Consider the following 21,792-nt stretch of genomic DNA (forward strand, 5'->3'; position numbering starts at 1 on the left):
ACAGTCAAATCATGAAAAAATTATTTATTTTATTATTGTTTTCAGTTTCTGGCTTTTCTCAAGTTATAGAAGGAAAAGTTACAGACAAGAATCAGCAAATATTACCTGGTGTAATAGTTTTTTGGAAAAATAATCCCAATTTAGCAGTTTTCACTAATGAAATGGGTAACTTTAAAATTAATAAAACTCTAGAAGATAAGCTGCTCATTTTTAAATTCTTAGGCTACAAAACAGATTCTATTCTTTTGACAAATACTGATTATTTTACTAAAATACTACAAGAAGATAATCAAGATTTGGAGGGCGTGGTGGTTAAAGGTAATGCTACGCTAATCGATAAACTTTCTCCAATTCATACTGAAATTATTACCACCAAAACACTTGCAAAAGCCGCATGTTGCAATTTATCGGAGAGCTTTGAAACCAATGCCTCGGTAAGTGTAAGTTATGCAGATGCAGTAACAGGATCAAAACAAATTCAGCTTTTAGGACTTTCGGGTACTTATGTGCAGACCAATATCGAAAATATACCTAACATAAGGGGATTGGCCTCTACCTTTGGCTTTAATTATGTACCAGGCACTTGGGTACAGTCTATTGATGTTGGAAAAGGAGTGGGTTCGGTGGTAAATGGCTACGAAAACATGATTGGAGCTTTAAATGTGGAATTAAAGAAACCTGAAGCTTCTGAAAGAATGCTACTCAATATGTATTTCAATAATTTTGGAAGGTCAGAGGCTAATTTCAATCTTTCAAAAAAAATTAACAAAAAATGGGCAGTGGGTTTACTCAGTCATGGCTCATTTTTGAAAACTAAAATTGATAATAATGGAGATGGTTTTTTAGATTTACCGAAATATGATCAGGTAAATTTTCTTAACCGCTGGAAGTACACTTCTGAAAGATTTGTGGCCCAGTTTGGACTTAAATATTTGAAAGAGAATAGATTAGGAGGCCAGGCAGACTTTGTGGCCAGAGAAACCACGCCAACGATTTATGGCTTTACCAACCATACCACAAGAGTGGAGTTTTTCTCAAAAACAGCCATTCTGTTTCCAGAAAAGCCATATAGAGGCTTAGGCTTAATTGTAAATGCGTCTACACACGCCTCAGATTCGTATTTTGGATTTAAACCTTATTTAGCCAATCAAAAAACCATTTATACCAACCTGATATATCAAGATATTATTGGAAGCACCAACCATACTTACAAGGCTGGTTTGAGTTTTTTGAATGACAATTATGATGAAAACTATGGGGCAATTGGGTTGCAAAGGAATGAATTGGTACCTGGAGCTTTTTTTGAATATGCTTACAATCATCTGGATAGAACAAATTTGCTCATAGGCCTTAGAGAGGATTTTCATAATCTTTATGGCAACCAGTTTTCGCCAAGAATACACTTCAAACAAGAGTTTGGTCAAAATCAAACGCTCAGATTATCAGCTGGCCGTGGATTTAGAGTACCTAATCCTTTAGCCGAATATTTTGGAAATTTGGTAAGTAGCAGGGCAGTGAGAATTTTAGAGCCACTTTATCCTGAAGTTTCTTGGACGTTTGGATCGAGTTACATGATAAACATCAAGAAATTTAGTATTTCTGGTGAATATTATTTTACAAATTTTGAAAACCAAATGATTGCAGATTTGGAACATGCTGAATATTTGTATTTCTATAATTCTGAGGGAAAATCAAATGGACAAAGTGCCTTGATTGAGTTGAACTATGGTCCAGTAAAAAACTGGGAGATAAAACTCGCTTATAGATATGTAGAAATAAAACAGACAATGGGTAAGCCACAAGGAGAAAAAGTTGTTTTAGACAAGATGTTTTTACCCAAAGAGAGAATCCTACTAAACATTGGGTATGCATTTCCTTATGACAAATGGAAAATTGACGGAACGCTCCAATGGAACGGAAAGCGAAGAATTGCAGACATGGAAGCATCAGCAGACCATTTGTCCTATTATGCTATGCCTTCCAAGATGGCACCGAGTTATGTAAATATTAATGGACAAATATCAAGAAATTTTCCAAGGTTTGAATATTATTTAGGAGGGGAAAATATCACAGGTTTTAAACAAAAAGACCCAATTTATAAAGCTCAGCATCCTTTTAGCACGCATTTTGATGCAGGAATGGCTTGGGGACCTGTGGTAGGAGCTACTGTTTATACAGGATTCAGATATAAATTATTATAAAAGATCAAAAACAATAAATTTAAAAACAAACAAATAAAATGAAAAAAATCTTAACAGTATTGGTAACTATTTTGGCCATTAGTTTTGGCTCAAACGCCCAAAGTGTAGCTAGAACAGAAGTCGTGAAATTTAAGACTTCTGCCAAATGCGGTATGTGCAAGGCAAGAATTGAAGGTGATATGGGAAAAACAAAAGGTGTACAAAAAGTAAATCTTGATTTGAGTGATAAAACAGTAAGCATAGTTTATAACCCAAAAAAAACCAATGTTTCGGCATTAAAAGCGTCGATTTCAAAGATTGGATATGATGCTGATGAAGTAATCGCCAATCAAAAATCACACGATGCACTGCCAGATTGTTGTCAGAAAGACGCAGCCGCTCATTTGGATTAATTGCTAGAAAACTAAGGTTTAATTGAAAACTGTTTTAAATTTGGGCTTTTAAATCAGGCTTATTTTATTATAATTATTTATATGAGAGTTGAATTAAATAGAGTAGATGAAGCTTTTCACTTCGAAGCCACTGGAGCTTCAGGTATTGCTGTAAATATAGATGCAGGTGAAAATATAGGCGGCCATAATGCTGGTGCAAGGCCTATGGAATTGCTGTTGATGGGTTTGGGAGGTTGTACCTCAATAGATCTTATACTGATACTTAAAAAGCAAAGACAGCCTCTAGAGGACTTGAAATTGGTGATAGAAGGCGAACGAGTGAAAATTGAAGGAACGGAAATGTCTCCTTTCCGCAAAATCAACATCCATTTTATCTTCAAAGGCAATTTGGATAAAAATAAGGTTGAAAAAGCGATTGCTCTTTCAATGGAAAAATATTGCTCTGCTACAGCACAATTGGCTTCTTCTTCTGAAATTACACATTCTTTTGAAATAAATGCTTAGTTTGGCACGGCGTTTGAAATATACCTAGTATCAATCAAAATAACACTAGGAAATATGAAAAAGTCAATAGCATTATTCGCAGTTTTAGTAGGGATTTCAATGTCGTCATTTGCTTTGGATTCACCTTTGAATAGAGAAAGAAAGAAATTAAAAAAGTCGAAGTCATCTGCTTGTTGCACTGAAATGGCCAAACAAGAATGTAAAACGGTTTGTACCAAAGAGGAGCAGCAATCTTGTATGAAAAAATAATATTCATTTAGATTTTTATTGTTAGAAACGGGCTTCGCTTAGGTGAAGCCTTTTTTTTGTTTATTTTTGTGTGGAATTCAGAAAAAACTCTCCAATGAAGCAATACCAAGACCTACTCAAGCATGTTTTAGAAAACGGAACAGAGAAAACAGATCGTACTGGTACGGGTACCATTAGCGTTTTTGGCTACCAAATGAGATTTAATCTCAATGAAGGATTTCCACTGGTAACGACAAAGAAAATTCACTTAAAATCCGTGATTCATGAGTTACTATGGTTTATCAAAGGCGAAACCAATATACAGTATCTGAAAGAAAATGGCGTAAAAATATGGGATGAATGGGCGAGTGAAAGTGGTGATTTGGGACCGGTTTATGGAAAGCAATGGCGATCTTGGGATAGTAAAAATGGAGAGATTGACCAGCTCAAAGAAGTCCTGAAACAATTGAAAAATAGTCCTGATTCAAGAAGAATTATTGTTTCAGCTTGGAATGTAGGTGAACTTTCAGAGATGGCTTTGATGCCTTGTCATGCTTTTTTTCAGTTCTATGTGGCTGATAATAAACTATCTTGTCAGCTTTACCAACGTTCAGCCGATGTATTTTTGGGTGTTCCGTTCAACATTGCTTCCTATGCATTGTTAACGATGATGATTGCACAAGAATGTGAACTTGGTTTGGGAGATTTCGTATGGACAGGAGGCGATACGCATATTTATTCCAATCATTTAGAGCAAGTAAATTTACAATTAAGTAGAACCCCAAAGACTTTGCCTGTTATGAAACTCAATCCTGATGTTAAGTCAGTTTTTGATTTTAAATATGAAGATTTTACCCTTGAAAATTACGATCCATATCCATTAATAAAAGCTCCTGTGGCAGTTTAAATTATTGTTTTTTTATCCAAGAAGCATCTGTACATTTGGCTGTAAGTTGGCAAATACTTTTTCTTAATCTCGGATGAATAAAATCTGGGTTAAGTTCGTTCAAAGGTTCTAAAACAAAATTCCTTTTTTCTAGAAAAGGATGAGGAATGGTTAAATTATCAGTCGTAATTAGGTAGTTTTCATAAAAAATTATATCGATATCAATAATTCGACTTTCCCATTTTTTATCGCGAATTCTTCCCAGTCGTGATTCGATTGCTAGTAATTTTGTTATCACATCTAAAGGGAAATATGGCGTTGAAACTTCTGCAACGATATTGAAATAATGGTCTTGGCTTACAATACCCCAAGCTTCAGTTTCATAAATACTAGAGATTCTTAAAACTTCGCCAACATCTTTTTTAATTTCTTGTAAGGCAAGTTCGAGGTTAGCTTGTTTTTTACCAAGGTTTGAACCTAAACTTAAATAGCAAATGTGCATTTTATGCCACTGAATGGTTATATGAATTCACCAGTGAAGCCATTTCAAACAAGAAATTGGGGTTTTCCTCAATTGCATTTCCCACTACGATGATATCTGCACCTGCAGCTAAAGCTTTAGAAGCTTTTTGAAGAGAATTAATTCCGCCACCTACAATCAAAGGCGTATCGGTATGTTTTTTTACTGCTTGTATAATAGACTCACTAACAGGTATTTGAGCTCCCGAGCCAGAATCTAAATAAATAAGTTTTAATCCAAGCATTTCACCAGCCACCGCAGTAGCTACTGCTATTTCTGGTTTATCATTGGGTAAAGGAGCAGTGTTACTAATATATGATGCAGTGGTAGGTTTGCCACCATCTACCAAAATATAGCCAGTTGATAAAATTTCTAATTTACTTCTTTTTAGAATTGGAGCAGAGACCACATGCTGACCGATTAAAAATTCAGGATTGCGACCAGAAATTAGAGATAAATACAAAATACCGTCTGCTTTATTATTTATATGTAAGCCGTTGCCTGGAAATATTATTTTGGGTACAAAAGTCTTTTCTTGAAGTTGTAGTAGCAAAGTATCCATAAAATCAGTGCCGATGATAGTGCCACCCACAAATATATAATCGACTGTTGCTGAATTTATTGCGTCAATTTTTTCTTGTAAAATATCGAGGTTAAGTTTATCTGGATCTAACAAAACTGCAAAAGATTTCTTTCCATTGCTGCAGTTTTCGTACATGCTATTTAGTATCATCTTCATTTTGATTCATTTGTTCAATAATACCCAGAATTTTATCTTTTGCCAAAGTCAAAAGCACTGAAGTGACCATTCCAGTAAGTGCATTTCCTAAAAAAGATGAACCTTCTTCTTCGATTTTTTCATCTTCTTTTTCATCTGAGCTAGTAAAAAGTCTAGAGAAAGCATAAGCTGCCACTACAATGCCACCAATGATTAGTGCATTTTTCCCTTTGTCTTTGTAATCACCTAGCTGGCTTTCTATGGCCTTTGAAGTCGAGTGAATTACATTTTCAAGTTGGCTTTTCTTCTGTTCTCTCTTGTCCATTTTTTTAATTCATTTGAAAAAACAATGCTAAAATAGTCTTTTTGGTTCAAATATGGAGGGTTATGATCTAAAAATTAAAAAACAGGCCTAATTTTATTTTTTATAAATTAAGCCTTGCCCGTCCATTGCCAACTGTCCCGACTCAAAGTGAAATTTTAATATTTTAGATATCAACGAGTTGTCTTCTCCAATCAACTGGTTTTCAAGATTTGATGGGGTGGTTGGAAGCAAACTTAATATTTTTGAGGTGATCTCTTGGGTCTTTTCACTTACTAAACCCAACTTTTTCATTTTTAAACAAACATCACATATCCCACAGGTTTTTGAAGTATTTTCATCAAAATAATCTTGAATCAGCAACATCCTACACTTGGCAGTTTGTTCAGTATAAACCCTTACCGATCGCAAGGCTTTTTTCTCATTGATTTTCCTACTTTCTATCTCCTTATGATTAATAGAAAGGTTGTCAGCATCTTGCCTTGGCGTAAGAAATCCCAGCTGTGGAACAGATTTTTGAGGGCTATAATCTATAATTTGATGTTTATCGAGAAGGTCAAGATTTTGTAAAACCTCATTAAATGAAGCATTATAAGTATTCCCAATCTCTTGTTCTGAAACGTTAATGTAGTTGGCATAAATTTCGCCGCCGTATATCCTAAGTAGCGTCTTACAGAATAATTCTACAGAAGGATTTCTGATTTGAAAGTTATAAAAATCATTAGGATTAGCGATAATCTTTAACTTTGATGGATTAAAATAGGCGTCACTCAAATAGATTAATCCCTGACTTTCAAGAAGTTTCAGAGCATAATGCGTAAGCCTTACATTCAGTCCAAAAGTAGCTGCAAAGTTTTGAATCTCAAAATCGAAACTTTCAAAAACCTCACTTTCAAAAGCCAATTTATAATAATTGCACAAACATTGATAAACCTTTGAAAGAAAAACAGATTCAGGATATTTAATATCTAAATTGATTTCGAGGTTTTCGATGTCATTTATATTATAAAGAGAAACCGCATACGCTTTTTGATTATCTCTTCCAGCTCTTCCTGACTCTTGGTAATAAGCTTCCAGGTTTTCGCACAAATCCACATGAACCACACATCTAACGTCTGGCTTGTCTATACCCATACCAAAGGCATTCGTAGAAACCATCACCCTGGTTATATTATTTATCCAATCTTCTTGCTTTTTATTTCGCTCTTTTAAGCTCAATCCTGCATGGTAGTAATCCGACGAAATACCATTTGCCTTTAGAAACTTTGAAAATTCAACTGTTCTATTCCTAGTTTTGGCATATACTATAGCCGTCCCTTCCACTTTTTTAAGGATTTGCAAAAGCTTTGTTTCCTTTTGGTCAGTCTCAATTACGGAGTAGGAAAGATTATTTCTAGCAAAACTTTGGACGAAAATGTTGGGCTTTTTTAAGCCTAATTTATCAATGATGTCATTTCTGACCTTTTCAGTAGCAGTTGCCGTCAGGGCAATGGTGCTTACAGCGGGAATGAGTTTTTTGAATTCATCTATTTGTAAATACGAAGGTCGAAAGTCATAACCCCATTTAGAGATACAATGGGCCTCATCTATGGCCAGTAGTCCAACATGCATATAATGGATTCTAGCTTGGAAATTCTTGGCTTTTAGCCTTTCAGGAGACACATACAGGAATTTTAATTTTCCATCTACTGCATCATCCAATATAGCCTCAATTTCAGAAAATTTCATACCTGAATAGATAGCCTCAGAAGCAATGTTTCGTTCTTTCAATTGCCTTACTTGATCTTTCATGAGTGCAATCAGCGGCGAAACAACAATGCAAATGCCGTCAACTATCATACCTGGAACTTGAAAACAAATAGATTTCCCCCCACCAGTTGGCAGCAAAGCCAAGGTATCGTTTTTTGCTAAAACACTGTTGATAATTTCCTTCTGTAATGGTCTAAAATCGTCGTAGCCCCAATATTTTTTTAATATTTCTTCAGGAAGAAGCATACTTTTGAATAAGAAATTGCGTATTTCATGTAAAGCTATTGATTATTTTGCTTTTTCGAACCAATGGCCTTGTTTTTTGATTTATATTTACAAACTGACCGAGGAAAAATTTAATTTATACTATGAAAAAACTTGTACTTTTAGGGCTGTGTTTAGTTAGTTATTCATTAGCCTTTTCACAACAAAAATATAATCTCAAAATCGAACACAACAAAGGGCAAGAAGTAATTTGTCCTGCGAGTTTTGTGGATAGGCCTTCTTTTGTCGATATGCCAGAAGAAGTTAAAGCCAAGTTTTCTAACAAGAAAGCAAGAACGGAAGGCGGTCAAGCTGCCACCTTCGTAGTGAATTATATAGGATTTCCTGAGAATGCCAAAGCAGCTTTTCAAAGGGCAATTGATATTTGGGCTGAGCTATTGGTTTCAAATGTTCCTATCAGAGTTACTGCTTATTGGGAAGATTTAGGAGATAACGTTCTTGGTGCAGCAAATACCAATGATTATTACAGAAACTTCCCTGGTGCTCGTGAAGTGAATACCTATTATCCTTTGGCATTGGCTGAAAAACTTGCCGGTAGAGAGTTGAATTCCATCAACGAAGACGATATTTATTGCAGGTTTAATAGTAAAATTCCTTGGTATTATGGTACTGCCCCAAATGTTCCAATTGGGACTTTTGACTTTACATCTATAGTTTTACACGAATTGGGTCATGGCCTAGGATTCGTTTCCTCTATGAGAGTTTCGGGTCAGCAAGGTTTTTATGGATTTGGAACTAAATTTAATGCCATTTATGATAAATTTCTTTTAACAGGAGAAGGTAAAAAACTAACAGATACTTTGACGTTTAAAAATCCCTCGAATGTTTTAAGAAATGCTTTGGTTAGTGAAGATATATTTTTTTCTGGACCAAATACACAAACGGATGTTAAAGAAAACAAAGCTTTGATTTATGCCCCTAATCCATGGGAGGGTGGCTCGAGTATTTCTCATTTGGACGATGATAAATATGGAAATGGTGGCATAAACTCTTTGATGACACCCACGGCAAGTTTAAGAGAGAAAAATCTAAACCCTGGGCCATTGGTTATGAAGATGTTTCAAGATATGGGTTGGAAGAGCACCTCTATAGTTCATGACCCGCTGAAAAATAGAGCCTTAGCTAGTACAATAAGATTTGAAGCTAAAATATTGTCTGATACTACTTTAGTGCCAAATTCTGCAAAATTGGTTTATTTGTTGAATGAGGCTGCCTCCAATCAAGCTAAAACTGTTGAATTGCAAAAAGATCCTGTGAGTGGAATGTATTTTGCCAACGTAAGTTTACCAGCAAATACAACTAAAGTAGAATATTATTTCGAAACCAAAGATAATTTTGGATTGACTACTACCAGCCCAGGAAATGGTGGACTGGAAGCTTCTAATTTTATTTACAGCTTTGAGATAGGCTCAAAAGATGTTTCTGGGCCAGGAATTGAACATTATGCTCCAGATATTTTACTTTCTACCTCACCAGTCAGTATTTTAGCCAATGTCATTGATGATTTTCAAGAAGGGATAGATACCGTTTATATCTTGTATACGGTGAATGCCATAAAAGCACCTCTAAAGCCCTTGAAGAAGTATAAACCAGGCATTGATAACCCAGTTTTCTCACAAGGAAGAGCAGACGACAATGCATATTTAGCAGAGAATGTCATTAAAGATTTGAAAGTTGGGGATAAGGTTAGATACCAAATAGTTGCTAAAGATAAGTCTGGTAATCAAACAATTTTGCCAACAAATTATAGTGGAACAAATCAAAACGATAAGCCCAGTGAAGGATTCTATAACTTTACAGTAACCACCTTAAAGAACGCTACAGCAACTGAATATGTGACAGATTTTGAAACTAACAATGACGATTTTGCCCTTTTGGGTTTCAATATTGATCAGGCCGAAGGTTTTACCTCAAAGGCATTAAATACAGCTCATCCATATATAAATGGTTTGGGCTTGTTAGATCCAACAGATGGTGGAATTTACATGCCATTTGACAAAAGTGATATAGCTATGCTCAGAATTCCTATTGAACTAAAGTCAAATAACGCTACTATAACATTTGATGAAGTGGCTCTCGTAGAACCCGGCGATGTTGGCTCCACTTTTGGTGACCAAGATTTTTACGACTATGTTGTCGTTGAGGGTTCTTTGGATGGAAGTTTTTGGTTTCCTTTAGAAGATGGATATGACAGTAGAGCCAATACCACTTGGAACAATGCCTTTAATAGCAGTTTTTCATCTGGTACAGCACCAAATTCTACTGGCAAAGCGACTCCAGCGATGATAAAACGCAGAACTGTGCAAATTTACGGATCAGATTTTACCTCAGATTTTGCTGGCGAAAACCTCCTAATTAGATTTAGAATGTTTGCCGACCAATGGACTACAGGTTGGGGCTGGACAATAGATAACCTCTATATTCAAAAAGATATTCCAGTAATTTTAGCAAATGAGTCAACTTCAGTACCCGGATTGAAGATTTTTCCAAATCCAACGGAAGAAAAATTGAAAATTAACCTTGAAGTAGGAGAGAGCCAAAACGTTAAACTTGAAGTTTTTTCGTTGAGAGGCAATAAAGTTATGGACGAAATGGTGCCATCGGATGGCAATATGCTGAACTATGAAATAGCTATAGGTAATTTATCTCCAGGTACTTACATGTTGAAGCTTACAGAGAAAAGAGGATCAGTAGTAAAGAAATTCGTTAAGAAATAAATTTTTAAGTTTAAAAAAGGGGTGCATTCAGCTTTGAATGCACCCCTTTTTTGTTTAAGAATGGAGAAAGCTATGAGCCCAATGATTTCTCTTCTTGTGGGTTAGGGTATAGCTTGAAATATATTTCTTCTTAAGCGTAGGTAAGTGTTTGTTATATATATGCGTAACAATTCGGTTACGCAATGCAATTTAGAGGAAAATTATTTAATGATGATTTTAAAGTCTGACAATAAGCCAGTTAGGTTATCTGAAGCAAATAAGGCTTTGGTCATTCTGTTTGTGGAAGGATTTATTCTAAAATTATGTGCTGTTCTAAAATCAGCTTTTTCAAGGTTACTGTTTTCAAAAATCGCCCCTGCCAAATTGGAATTCTTAAAAACTGCCTCAGTAAGATTAGTTTCTACAAAGTCAGTTTCTTCGATTGTACAATTCTCAAAGCTGGTCTTTTTGAGATTTAGTTTATAAAACGATGAATGGTTTAGAATACATGATTTGAAGTTTACCTCAAATAAAAAAGTGTTACAGTGGGCAAACTGAAGTCCTAGTGCCTTACAATTCACAAAACTCACATCCTTAAAAGCACAATTGCTAATATTGGCATTACTGAGGTTACAATTGGTAAAAGTGCATTCGGAGAATACAAAATCTCTAAAATTTGCTTGCGAGAAATCACAATCTATAAATTGGCAAAAATCATATTCCGCTTTGGTTAATGGAGATTCATTTGGTTTTAACTTTTCAAATCGCTCATTTTCAATGCTTTTCAACATAATTTTATAGGGGGAGGCTAACTAATTCCAATAAATTTTTTATTTTGAAATCTGCTATTGTATATTCTTCAAAATCGTAAAAATGATCATCTGGTACCGCTACAACTGTTGCTCCAGAAGCTTTTGCTCCCCGCACGCCATTGATAGAATCTTCGAGGATCAAACAGTTTTCAATAGGGCAGCCCAATTTTTTTGCAACTGCCAAATAAACATCTGGATGCGGTTTGTTATTTTTCTCTAAAGTTGCAGAGTGATAAAAGTCAAAATATTCTTTTATTTCAAGCTTTTCCAAGACAATTTGGATAAGTTCCAAAGGCGATGCAGAAGCCAAACCAATTTTTAAACCCTTGTTTTTGAAAAATATCAGCGTTTCTATAACCCCAGGCATTGCTGTAGCATTTTCCTTTATCATTGAAAAGACCTTTTCAAAAAGCATCTTTTCCAACTCTTGTTTGGATTTGCCCTCCCATGGGGAAATTTCATACCAGTAGTCGAAAACTGCTGAGGTGGGTATGCCGGTGGTTTTTAAGCAGTCTTCTGTAGTCAAAGTGATTCCAACAGTTTTAAAAACCTCTTTTTCGGCTTCTTGCCAGATGGGTTCTGAATTGACCAGTAGGCCATCCATGTCATATATAACACCTTGAAATTTATCGTATGAAATCATGACTCAATTATTTCTGAATAATTTTGTTTTTCGTAGAGGTCACGGTACATTCCTGCAGAGTTAAGAAGTTCCTCATGCGTCCCTTGTTCTACTATTCTTCCTTCGTCCAAGACAATAATTTTATCAGCTAATCGGGCATTGGAAACACGATGAGAGATTAAGAAAGTAGTTTTATCTTTCATAATCTCTTTCAGATTGTTCAATATGGCATTTTCAGTGTTGGTGTCAACGGCCGAAAGGCAATCGTCTAACACCAAAATTTTCGGGTTTCTGATAATAGCCCTAGCTATTGAAATTCGCTGTTTTTGTCCTCCAGATAAAGTGATACCCCTTTCCCCGATTTTGGTTTCAAATCCTTCTTCAAAATCCATGATGTTGTCGTAAATCACAGCCATTCGGGCCGATTCATGTATTTGTTCATCAGAGATTCCATTTATGCCAAATTGAATATTGTTTTTTATCGTTTCAGAAAAAAGAAAAACATCTTGTGGAACATAGGCCATTTGATTTCTAAAATGAGAAATGTTAAGTGCTTGAATATTAGTGCCATCAAAGAGGATATTTCCATCATTGACATCATACATTCTCAACAATAAATTGGCAATTGTACTTTTACCTGACCCTGTAGAGCCAATTATTGCAATGGATTCACCTTCATTTATTTCAAAACTTATATTTTTCAAAGCTTCAATGCCCGTGTCAGGGTAATTGAATGATACGTTTTGGAAACTTATTCTGCCTTTTAGTTCTGTTTTTTTGTTTTCTGTGGAAACAATATCTGTCTTTATTTTCAAGAATTCATTTATCCTCTTTTGTGAAGCGGCAGCCCTTTGGATTTGTCCAGAGGTCCATCCAAGTGCTGTTAAAGGCCATGTAAGCATAAATACATACATAATGAATTCTGTAATGTTCCCAGCGGTAATTTTACCCGCAATAATCTCCTGTCCTCCTACATAAACACAAATAACCGTGCTCATGCCTATCAAAAATGAAATGGCTGGAGAGAACAAAGCATCCACTTTGGTCAAACTCAGTGATTCCCTTCTGTAATTCTCACTTTCAGCGGTGAAGGTCTCCACAAACTTGTCTTCTTTTGCGAAAGATTTGATTATTCTTATTCCAGAAAATGCCTCCTGAACAAAAGTAGAGAGATTTGATAAGCTTTTTTGAATCTTTTCTGACTTCTTGTTGATAATACTACTTACAAAAAATATACTCAATGAAAGAATTGGCATAGGTATTAAAACATACCAAGTGAGGCGGGAATTGACGGAAAACATATAAGAAAGTATCAAGAAAACCAAAATAACCATGTTGATGAGGTACATCAATGACGGCCCAATGTACATTCTGACTTTAGATACATCCTCCGAAATGCGAGCCATTAAGTCTCCAGTGCTATTTTTCTTATAAAATGACAGTGGGAGTGTTTGATAATGAGCATAAATCTCATTCTTGAGGTCATACTCTATGTGTCGAGACATTACAATCAGTGTCTGGCGAACTGCAAATAGGAAAATACCTTTAAGAATGGCCATGGCCAAAATAAGGATTCCAAATACCGCAATACTAAAAGTGATGATTTTGTAGGAACTGATTTGCAAAGAAGAATTTTCAAACAAAAAATACAAGTCAATGTTGGATTTCACCATTTCTAAGGCGTGTCTGACTACTTGAGCAGGAACAATACCAAAAAGGTTAGAAATTAGCGTAAAAACAATTCCCCAAAAAAGATATAATTTGTATTTGTAAAAGTATTTATTGAGATAGGCTAATTCTTTCATTAAGTTTTTTTCAAACTATTGCAGTTGTTTTCTGCAACTTTATGTTTTTTTTATAGCAAATTACCAAAAAATCAGACTTATTTCACGCTTCCGATGATTTTATGATAATAAGCTTCGTATTGTTGAACAATAACTGTCATATCAAATTGTTTAGCTCTTTCTAAAGCGTTCTTTTTGAAAGTGGGTAGATTTTCATCTTCCAATACAAACAAAGCATTTTTTACCATATCGTCTATGTCACCCACATTGCTCAGAAAACCCGTGACACCATGAATGTTCAGCTCGGCCAATCCACCAGTATTACTTGAAATCACTGGTACTTCACAAGCCATAGCTTCCAAAGCAGCTAATCCAAAGCTTTCTTTTTCAGAAGGCATAAAAAATAGATCAGCCACGGACAATACTTCTTCTATAGCTTCTAATTTACCTATAAAACGAATATCATCGCTTAGTCCAAGGTCTCGGCTTAGCAATTCCATATTTTGTCTTTCTTCACCGTCACCTACCATTAATAGTTTACTTGGCACGTGTTTTCTTATTTTAGCAAAGGCTTTGATGATGTCGTCAATTCTCTTTACTTTTCTAAAATTGGAGGCATGAACCAACAGTTTTTCGTTATTTGGGCAGATAAAACGTTTAAAATGCTCTTTTTCTTGTTTGTAAAAACGATTTAAATCAACAAAATTATATATGACTTCTATATCTTTATTTACTTTGAAAGCAGACTCGGTATCGATTTTTAAATCTCTGGAAACAGCTGTAACCCCATCAGATTCGTTGATGCTAAATGTTACCACAGGACTCAATGCTGGATCACGACCAACTATGGAGATATCTGTACCGTGAAGGGTAGTTACAACTGGTATATTCAAGCCTTCGCTTTTAAGAATTTGCTTAGCCAAATAAGCTGATGTTGCATGCGGAATAGCGTAATGTACGTGTAATAAATCTAGATTTGCATGTTTTACCACATCCACCATTCTACCAGCCAAGGCTGACTCATATGGAGGATATTGAAACAATGGATAGGAAGATATATTAACCTCGTGGTAAAATATGTTTTCATTGAAAAAGTCTAATCTTATCGGCTGTGAGTAAGTGATAAAATGTACTTCATGACCTTTTTGTGCTAATGCTTTTCCTAATTCTGTTGCTACAACTCCACTTCCTCCAAAAGTTGGATAACATACAATTCCAATTCTCATTCTTAATTTTTTGCGTATTAAATAGGTAACAATAAAAAGCGACTAAATAATTCCCCATTTAGGTTTTAGACCCAATGGCCATTTTATCAAATGCTTTTTTATCTAAGGTTTTCTTGATATTTTTGAGCACCAAAGAGAACGCATATCAAATCTTTCCTTAAACTTATTCGTTGGAACAACCTGCTCATTATTGCTTTTTCGCAATATTTGGTTAGGTATTTCTTGATTGAAAATGCTACTATTTCAATTTGGTTAGACTGGAGATTTGCAATTTTGGTTTTATCCACGGTTTTTATAGCGGCTGGAGGATATATCATCAATGATTATTTTGATGTAAAAATAGACCAAATAAATAAACCCAATGAAGTGTTTGTCGGAAGGATTATCAAGCGGAGATATGCTTTGCTCACACATCAAATATTTAGCGGAATTGGCGTTTTGATGGCACTTTTATTGGGTTGGAGAATATTATTAATAAATGTGTTTTCAGTGAGTATTTTATGGTTTTATGCATCCATATTCAAGAAAAAACCATTTTCAGGAAATTTGATTGTTGCCTTATTAACGGCTTTGTCTATTAGCGAAATTGCTCTTTACTATGAGCCAAATCGCATAATTATCCATGTATATGCACTTTTTGCATTTTTCATTAATCTAGTACGAGAGATTATTAAAGACTTGGAGGATATGAAAGGCGATGCTGCACATGGGTCCAAAACTCTTCCAATTTATTTTGGAATAAGGAAAACCAAACAGATTATTTACCTATTGTTGATATTATTTGTTACTGCTGTGGTAATTTTAATTAATAAACTAGGCAACTTAAACTTGTGGATTTGTTTCGGAATTTTGGGAATACTTTTGATGCTAATGGTCTATAAATTAATTTTGGCTGATAGGAAAAGTCATTTTGGACAATTGAGCCAAATTTGTAAAATAATTATGCTTTTAGGTGTTGCTAGTATTGTTTTTGTGTAAATATAATATGATAAAAATTGCCATTTTTGCCTCAGGATCTGGATCAAATGCCGAAAGAATAGTTGAGTTTTTTAATGCAAAAGATGAGATTGAGGTTTCTTTAATTTTGACCAATAATCCGACAGCAGGTGTTATAGAAAGGGCCCAAAGGCTGAATATCCCTGTAGTAATTTTCAACAAAAAAGTTTTCTCAAAAACAGATAAGATTGTTGAAATGCTCCAACTGCAAAGTATAGATTGGGTTATTTTGGCAGGCTTTCTTTGGCTAGTGCCTAAAAATTTAATTAAAGCCTTCGAAAATAGAATAATCAATATCCACCCAGCATTGTTGCCAAAATATGGCGGGAAAGGAATGTGGGGGCATCATGTGCACGAGGCGGTTGTGGCTAATAAAGAAGTTGAAACTGGGATTACCATTCACTATGTTAACGAAAACTATGATGAGGGTAAAATAATATTTCAAGCGAAATGTGCTATTACAGAAACTGATTCAGCCGAAGAGGTGGCACAGAAAATACATCTGCTTGAATATCAATACTTTCCTGAAATTATCCACAAAGAAATATTAGCGGCTAAAAATTCTGTTATCGATTGAAAATCTTCCTGGGCCTGTGATAAATATCGCAAGGTAAATGACCAAAAACGTGAGTGCGTGTTCCTTAACAGAAATAGGGTCTGCTGAATGAACGATAAAGCCAGCTACGGCCATGGTGAACATCAACATCAATAAAGCTGGACGGGTCATGATCCCAAATATAACCATCAAAGATCCGAAAAATTCAGATAAAACGGCTAAAAACAAAGAGATAGGCTCTCCAATGCCTATTGGATCAGCAAAAGACCAATCGCCCGAGATAAATTTTACGAGTTTTTCCCAACCATAGGTCAGCATAAACAGAGAGGGAAAAACCCTTAGAATTAGAACTGCAAAATCAATCGAAATAGGTATGTGGAATCTTTTCCTTGTCATGATTACTTTACTTCTTCGTAGTCAACATACTGACCGCCAGTTTCATTTGGACGGTCATTTCTGTTAGGTTTGTAATCTACTTTTATTTCACCTTCCGGACGTATAGGTGCAGTAGGTTGTTGATATTTTTTTTGTTCTTTAACTATTTGTCTTCCAACTATAAGCCAAAACAAAAATCTTCGTAAGGGTGCAACAAACACCAACAATAGCAATATTAAAAATATGAACTTAAACATTCTCTTATTTGATTCTTTTAAATAAAACGAATAGAAATCGTTATTGATTCAAAATTATTAAATTTTTACTATTCTTAATCCTAAAGCTTCTAATTATTTTGCAAGTTCAAGCAATTGACCAAGAGTATCTGGATTACTCGGCCTTTTGGCGTCTTGACTAACTATTTTGCCAGTTTTGTCAATAATCATATAGCGAGGTATGGTACGAATCATATATTGCTGTGATACTTTGGCCGACCATTCAGGGCTTACCCAGCCATTTACAAAATCGCCTAAGTCATTAGATTCTATTCCGTTTTTCCATTTTTCCTCTGTATCATCAATGGAAATATAAAGAAAGACTATTTTCTTTTTGTCGGCTTCTGATAAACCTTCATGCATGGTTTTTGAATGTGGGAACTCAGCTTTGCATGGGCCACACCAGCTTGCCCAAAAATCTACATAAACTACTTTGCCAACATATTTGCTAAAATCGAATTGTTTTCCTTCTAAATCGTTAAATTGAACAGCAGATTTTTTGGCAGATTTTGCATCTTCTTCTTTTTTTTGAGCTACGGCAATTGCCTCTATCGCTATAACCTCATTTATAAACTTACTTTCAAAAATATACCTCACATCATTATTTTTGATATTTTTTGCTATGTTTCGTGTGGTTCTTACCGCCAAATTTTTTTTGTTATTGATCAATAACTGAGCCAAGGCATAATCCAAAATATCCCCGCTAAAGGTCTTTGAAGCATATTCGGCTTTGTCGTTGATTGATTGCAATTGGTTGGCATATTTAACGAAATCCTTTTCTTCAGAATTTTTATAAGTGAGGTAATTCATCAATAAACTTCTAAATGTTCTTACATGAATAAGATTTTGATCTTTAAAAAAGTCAGCTTTGAGACCAGAAATGACAACAGAAGGTAAAGAAATTACTCTTTTCAATTGTTGGTCTTGGTTTCCTCTTTCAATGGGATAAGCAAAAATCAAATGCCAATAGTTGTATTTAATTTCTTTTTCCAAATGGTCCGCAAGGAATTTAGATGCTTTAGAATTTTTCAAAAAATCCAATTGAGCTTTTCTTTGATCATACAAATCCATCTCCAATTGGTCGATATTGGCTGTCAACAGAAGTTCATATTGTACTTTTTTATTAAAATTAGCACCAAATTTTTTATCAAATTCTTTTATAAAATATTGATTATCAGGTTGTGATAATTCCAATTTCAATGAGTCATATTTGACATATTTAAAGGAGGTGTATACATCATTGCTGTCGGCCATGAGCCAATCAGGATGTTGTGCAAAAGCATTGAAACTTATAAAAAGAAGAACAATAATTTTTTTCATTAAAACGAACATAGTTTACTATCTATTAACAAATTTTGTTCCTAATTATTGGAATTTAAAACAATTTATTGGGAAATTGAATAGTTCTAAAGGTTTTTTGCCATTCCGATAATTAGTTGAAATGAAAATTAAAAAGCCTGAGGACTATTTATCCCCAGGCTCAAATATTAAAATTCTGTGCTAATCAATATAATTTGTATTCATATAATTAAACCACCACATTCACAATACGCTTCGGCACCACAATGATTTTTTTCAATTCTTTGCCTTCCATCCATTTGATAACCTGCTCGTTGGCCAATACCTGCCTCTCGATATCTTCTTTCGGCATGTCTGCTGGGAAGTTTATATTTACCCTCACTTTTCCATTGATTTGGATAGGATATTCAAAACTGTCCTCCACTAAATAAGCTGGATTAAATGTTGGGAAAGTGGTTTTGGTGATACTCTCTTTCTCTCCAATTTGCTCCCAAAGTTCTTCTGCAATATGTGGAGCATAAGGAGAAATCGTTATCAATAAATCCTTCAAAATAGCCAATTTGTGGCATTTTAGGTCAGTCAATTCGTTCACACAAATCATAAATGAGCTCACAGAAGTATTGAAAGAGAAATTCTCCACATCTTCGGCTACTTTTTTGATGGTTTTGTGCAAAGATTTAAGTTCGTCTTTGGTAGGCTCTTCGTCTTTGAAAATCGGATTTCCGTTTTGATCGAAAAACAAACGCCAGAATTTCCTTAAGAATCTATATGTTCCTTCAATTCCACGCGTATCCCAAGGTTTAGACTCTGTCAAAGGCCCCAAAAACATCTCATACAAACGCAAAGTGTCAGCTCCGTATCTTTCTACCAAAGTATCAGGATTCACCACATTGAACTTGGATTTTGACATTTTTTCAACCTCAGAACCGCAAATATATTTGCTGTCCTCTAGGATGAATTGTGGGTCATCGCCAATATCGTTTCTGGTAGTTTTGAATTTTTCCAAATCCAAAACGTCCGCCTCAACGATGTTTACATCCACATGAAGTTTTACAGTTTCGTATTGATCTTTCAATCCAAATGACACAAAAGTCGGTTTTTCGGCATCTTTAACTCTGTAAACAAAGTTACTACGGCCCTGAATCATCCCCTGATTGATCAATTTTTTAGCAAATTCCTCTTGTTGTACATAGCCCAAATCTTTCAAAACTTTGTTCCAGAAACGGCTATACAAAAGGTGACCAGTGGCGTGTTCGGTTCCGCCCAAATACAGGTCAATGTCTTGCCAATAATCCAAAGCTTCTTTTGAGGCAAAATCGGTGTCGTTGTTGGCATCCATGTAGCGGTACCAATACCAGCTACTTCCTGCCCAACCCGGCATGGTGCTCATTTCTAATGGATAAGCTTCGCTTGAACCTTCTGGAGTGTAAGTCCAATCTTTGGCTCTTCCTAGTGGCGGTTCGCCTGTTTCGGTCGGTTGATATTTATCGATTTCAGGCAAAATCAATGGCAAATCCTTTTTATCTACCAAATGAGGCACAAGCGTTCCCTCTGCATTCGGTTTGAAATAAACAGGAACTGGCTCTCCCCAATAACGTTGACGAGCAAAAACGGCATCACGCAAACGGTAATTTATCTTTCCTCTACCAATTTTATTTTCTTCCAAATAAGCCACCAATTTGGCAGTGGCTTCTTTGTAATTCAGGCCATTAATCATGCCCGAATTGATATATTTTCCTTCTTTAGTGGCATCTGCTTGTGTTTCGATGTCTGCTTGAGCGTCCAAAATCGGGATGATAGGCAAGCTGAAATGCGTTGCAAAGTTCCAGTCACGTTGATCGCCTGATGGTACGCCCATTACGGCACCAGTTCCGTAGCCCGCCAAAACGTAATCGGCAATCCAAATCGGCACCCGCTCGCCATTGAATGGATTGATGCAGTACGTACCCGTAAATGCACCCGAAACTTTCTTGACATCAGACATACGGTCCAATTCAGAGCGTTTTTGTGTTTCTAGGATGTATTCTTCAATGCTTCCTTTTTGCTCGGAAGTGGTCAAATCGGCCACCCATTCGTGTTCTGGAGCCAAAACAAGGAACGAAACGCCATAAATGGTGTCAATTCTGGTCGTGAAAACTTCAATTTTTTTGTCCGAATTTTCTACCTCGAATTTCACTGAAGCTCCGTTGGATTTTCCAATCCAGTTGCGTTGCTGGTCTTTCAAAGATTCCGACCAGTCGATGGTATCCAAACCAGAAATCAATCTGTCGCAATAAGCCGTGATACGCATCATCCACTGACTCATTTTTTTCTGAATCACCGGATAACCACCACGCTCCGAAACACCGTCTTTTACTTCGTCGTTAGACAATACCATGCCCAATTCTGGACAGAAATTGACCACAGACTCTGCCAAATAGGTCAAACGGTAGTTTAACGAGACCTCATATTGTTTTTCTTTCGACCAAGAATTCCATTCTTCGGCTGTAAACTCTGGCAATTCTTCGTCGCAAACAGCTTTCGCTGCGTTTGAGCCGCCTTTGGCAAACAAATCGTACAAAGTAGCCACATTTTCGGCTTTGTCAGACTCTTTGTTGTACCAAGCATTAAACAATTCCATGAAAATCCACTGCGTCCATTTGTAGTAAGCAGGGTCAGAAGTACGGACTTCACGTGACCAATCGTAGCAAAAACCGATGTTTTTTAACTGGCCAATATAAGTTGCGATGTTTTTCTCTGTCGTAATGGCTGGATGTTGCCCAGTTTGGATGGCATACTGCTCGGCAGGCAAACCAAATGAGTCAAAACCCATGGGGTGCAAAACATTGAAGCCCTGGAGTTTTTTGTATCTGCTATAAATGTCAGAGGCGATATATCCGAGCGGATGACCCACATGCAAACCTGCCCCAGACGGATACGGAAACATATCCAGCACGTAGCATTTAGGTTTTGTGGTGTCTATTTCAACTTTGTTGGTGTGGTTGTTTTCCCAATATTGTTGCCATTTTTTTTCTATCTCTCGGTGTCTGTACTCTGCCATTGCGTTTTTTAAATCAAATTTTCCGCAAAATTAGCGATTTTTGGTGGAAAATCGATAAATAGCTTTCACTTATGGTCTAGTTTCGCAGATTGACTACCTAAGGAGTTAATTTTTCCCAGCTGTGCTCAGTCTTCTGACTCAGCACGAGTTTATTTCGGCCTACAGACCTATAATATTAATCAATATTATTCCAAAAGTCATTTTCAACATTTGAACTCCGCTGTGCTTAGTCTTCTGACTTAGCACGAGTGTATTTCGGTTTTCAGACCGATTATTTGCCCCGTAAATGATAAGTCCTTATTATAA

Annotated in this window: 20 protein-coding genes; 8 read left to right on the forward strand and 12 right to left on the reverse strand. The window is 35.7% G+C overall.

Annotation, left to right across the window (positions count from 1 at the left end; all coding sequences use genetic code 11):
• The first annotated feature begins 11 nt into the window (after nucleotides 1-11).
• The 5 genes from EGI24_RS19850 (at nucleotide 12) to EGI24_RS19870 (ending at nucleotide 4,232) form a co-directional block, all read left to right on the forward strand.
• Nucleotides 12-2,201, forward strand: coding sequence for a TonB-dependent receptor domain-containing protein (locus tag EGI24_RS19850; RefSeq protein ID WP_255050356.1), 2,190 nt, complete (start codon nucleotides 12-14; stop codon nucleotides 2,199-2,201).
• Nucleotides 2,202-2,239: 38 nt separating this feature from the next.
• The gene (locus tag EGI24_RS19855) at nucleotides 2,240-2,593 is read left to right on the forward strand and encodes a heavy-metal-associated domain-containing protein (protein ID WP_255050357.1); all 354 of its coding nucleotides are present in this window, start codon (nucleotides 2,240-2,242) and stop codon (nucleotides 2,591-2,593) included.
• Nucleotides 2,594-2,674: 81 nt separating this feature from the next.
• Nucleotides 2,675-3,097 (forward strand): OsmC family protein, encoded by a 423-nt coding sequence (locus EGI24_RS19860; protein ID WP_255050359.1) that lies wholly within the window; start codon nucleotides 2,675-2,677, stop codon nucleotides 3,095-3,097.
• Nucleotides 3,098-3,151: 54 nt separating this feature from the next.
• Complete coding sequence (locus EGI24_RS19865; RefSeq protein ID WP_255050360.1) at nucleotides 3,152-3,346, forward strand: hypothetical protein; 195 nt, start codon at nucleotides 3,152-3,154, stop codon at nucleotides 3,344-3,346.
• Between the two features lie 94 nt (nucleotides 3,347-3,440).
• A complete protein-coding gene (locus EGI24_RS19870; RefSeq protein WP_255050361.1) occupies nucleotides 3,441-4,232 on the forward strand; it encodes a thymidylate synthase in 792 nt (263 codons plus the stop codon).
• 1 nt (nucleotide 4,233) lies between these two features.
• On the opposite strand, the gene folK is transcribed toward EGI24_RS19870, so the two are convergent.
• The 4 genes from folK to EGI24_RS19890 form a co-directional block, all read right to left on the reverse strand.
• Nucleotides 4,234-4,713 (reverse strand): 2-amino-4-hydroxy-6-hydroxymethyldihydropteridine diphosphokinase, encoded by a 480-nt coding sequence (gene folK, locus EGI24_RS19875; protein ID WP_255050363.1) that lies wholly within the window; start codon nucleotides 4,711-4,713, stop codon nucleotides 4,234-4,236.
• 1 nt (nucleotide 4,714) lies between these two features.
• On the reverse strand, nucleotides 4,715-5,470 hold the full coding sequence (locus EGI24_RS19880; RefSeq protein WP_310586107.1) for a geranylgeranylglyceryl/heptaprenylglyceryl phosphate synthase: 756 nt from the start codon (nucleotides 5,468-5,470) through the stop codon (nucleotides 4,715-4,717).
• On the reverse strand, nucleotides 5,451-5,774 hold the full coding sequence (locus EGI24_RS19885) for a hypothetical protein (RefSeq protein ID WP_255050364.1): 324 nt from the start codon (nucleotides 5,772-5,774) through the stop codon (nucleotides 5,451-5,453). The genes EGI24_RS19880 and EGI24_RS19885 overlap by 20 nt, the downstream gene beginning before the upstream one ends.
• A 93-nt stretch (nucleotides 5,775-5,867) precedes the next feature.
• Nucleotides 5,868-7,766 carry an ATP-dependent DNA helicase RecQ gene (locus tag EGI24_RS19890; RefSeq protein ID WP_255050365.1) on the reverse strand — a complete coding sequence of 633 codons (1,899 nt, stop codon included), beginning with the start codon at nucleotides 7,764-7,766 and terminating at the stop codon, nucleotides 5,868-5,870.
• Between the two features lie 122 nt (nucleotides 7,767-7,888).
• On the opposite strand from EGI24_RS19890, the gene EGI24_RS19895 reads away from it, so the two are divergent.
• Nucleotides 7,889-10,522 carry a T9SS type A sorting domain-containing protein gene (locus EGI24_RS19895; protein ID WP_255050366.1) on the forward strand — a complete coding sequence of 878 codons (2,634 nt, stop codon included), beginning with the start codon at nucleotides 7,889-7,891 and terminating at the stop codon, nucleotides 10,520-10,522.
• 200 nt (nucleotides 10,523-10,722) lie between these two features.
• Here the strand turns inward: EGI24_RS19895 and EGI24_RS19900 are convergent, their stop codons facing one another.
• The 4 genes from EGI24_RS19900 to bshA all read right to left on the reverse strand — a co-directional run bounded on the left by EGI24_RS19900 (nucleotide 10,723) and on the right by bshA (nucleotide 14,945).
• Nucleotides 10,723-11,292, reverse strand: coding sequence for a pentapeptide repeat-containing protein (locus tag EGI24_RS19900; RefSeq protein WP_255050367.1), 570 nt, complete (start codon nucleotides 11,290-11,292; stop codon nucleotides 10,723-10,725).
• Between the two features lie 4 nt (nucleotides 11,293-11,296).
• On the reverse strand, nucleotides 11,297-11,956 hold the full coding sequence (hxpB, locus tag EGI24_RS19905) for a hexitol phosphatase HxpB (protein WP_255050368.1): 660 nt from the start codon (nucleotides 11,954-11,956) through the stop codon (nucleotides 11,297-11,299).
• Nucleotides 11,953-13,740, reverse strand: coding sequence for an ABC transporter ATP-binding protein (locus tag EGI24_RS19910; protein WP_255050369.1), 1,788 nt, complete (start codon nucleotides 13,738-13,740; stop codon nucleotides 11,953-11,955). Before EGI24_RS19910 ends, hxpB begins: the two co-directional genes overlap by 4 nt.
• Before the next feature lie 77 nt (nucleotides 13,741-13,817).
• Nucleotides 13,818-14,945 carry an N-acetyl-alpha-D-glucosaminyl L-malate synthase BshA gene (bshA, locus tag EGI24_RS19915; RefSeq protein ID WP_255050370.1) on the reverse strand — a complete coding sequence of 376 codons (1,128 nt, stop codon included), beginning with the start codon at nucleotides 14,943-14,945 and terminating at the stop codon, nucleotides 13,818-13,820.
• A 144-nt stretch (nucleotides 14,946-15,089) separates the two neighbouring features.
• Here bshA and EGI24_RS19920 point away from each other — a divergent pair, with 144 nt between their 5' ends.
• The gene (locus EGI24_RS19920) at nucleotides 15,090-15,923 is read left to right on the forward strand and encodes a geranylgeranylglycerol-phosphate geranylgeranyltransferase (protein ID WP_409035498.1); all 834 of its coding nucleotides are present in this window, start codon (nucleotides 15,090-15,092) and stop codon (nucleotides 15,921-15,923) included.
• Between the two features lie 7 nt (nucleotides 15,924-15,930).
• Entirely contained in the window at nucleotides 15,931-16,518 is a 588-nt protein-coding gene (gene purN / locus EGI24_RS19925; protein ID WP_255050371.1) for a phosphoribosylglycinamide formyltransferase, read from the forward strand.
• Here purN and EGI24_RS19930 read toward each other — a convergent pair.
• From EGI24_RS19930 to leuS, 4 genes are all read right to left on the reverse strand, one after another.
• Nucleotides 16,489-16,893: a DoxX family protein gene (locus tag EGI24_RS19930; RefSeq protein WP_255050372.1), complete on the reverse strand. Its 405-nt coding sequence runs from the start codon at nucleotides 16,891-16,893 to the stop codon at nucleotides 16,489-16,491. The genes purN and EGI24_RS19930 overlap by 30 nt on opposite strands.
• A 2-nt stretch (nucleotides 16,894-16,895) precedes the next feature.
• Nucleotides 16,896-17,129: a DUF4834 domain-containing protein gene (locus tag EGI24_RS19935; RefSeq protein WP_255050373.1), complete on the reverse strand. Its 234-nt coding sequence runs from the start codon at nucleotides 17,127-17,129 to the stop codon at nucleotides 16,896-16,898.
• A gap of 93 nt (nucleotides 17,130-17,222) precedes the next feature.
• The gene (locus tag EGI24_RS19940) at nucleotides 17,223-18,467 is read right to left on the reverse strand and encodes a TlpA disulfide reductase family protein (RefSeq protein WP_255050374.1); all 1,245 of its coding nucleotides are present in this window, start codon (nucleotides 18,465-18,467) and stop codon (nucleotides 17,223-17,225) included.
• A gap of 208 nt (nucleotides 18,468-18,675) precedes the next feature.
• Nucleotides 18,676-21,486, reverse strand: coding sequence for a leucine--tRNA ligase (gene leuS, locus EGI24_RS19945; protein WP_255050375.1), 2,811 nt, complete (start codon nucleotides 21,484-21,486; stop codon nucleotides 18,676-18,678).
• Nucleotides 21,487-21,792: the final 306 nt, after the last annotated feature.

Origin of the sequence: Lacihabitans sp. CS3-21, from assembly GCF_024343675.1 — a bacterium.
Classification (GTDB): Bacteria; Bacteroidota; Bacteroidia; order Cytophagales; family Spirosomataceae; genus Leadbetterella.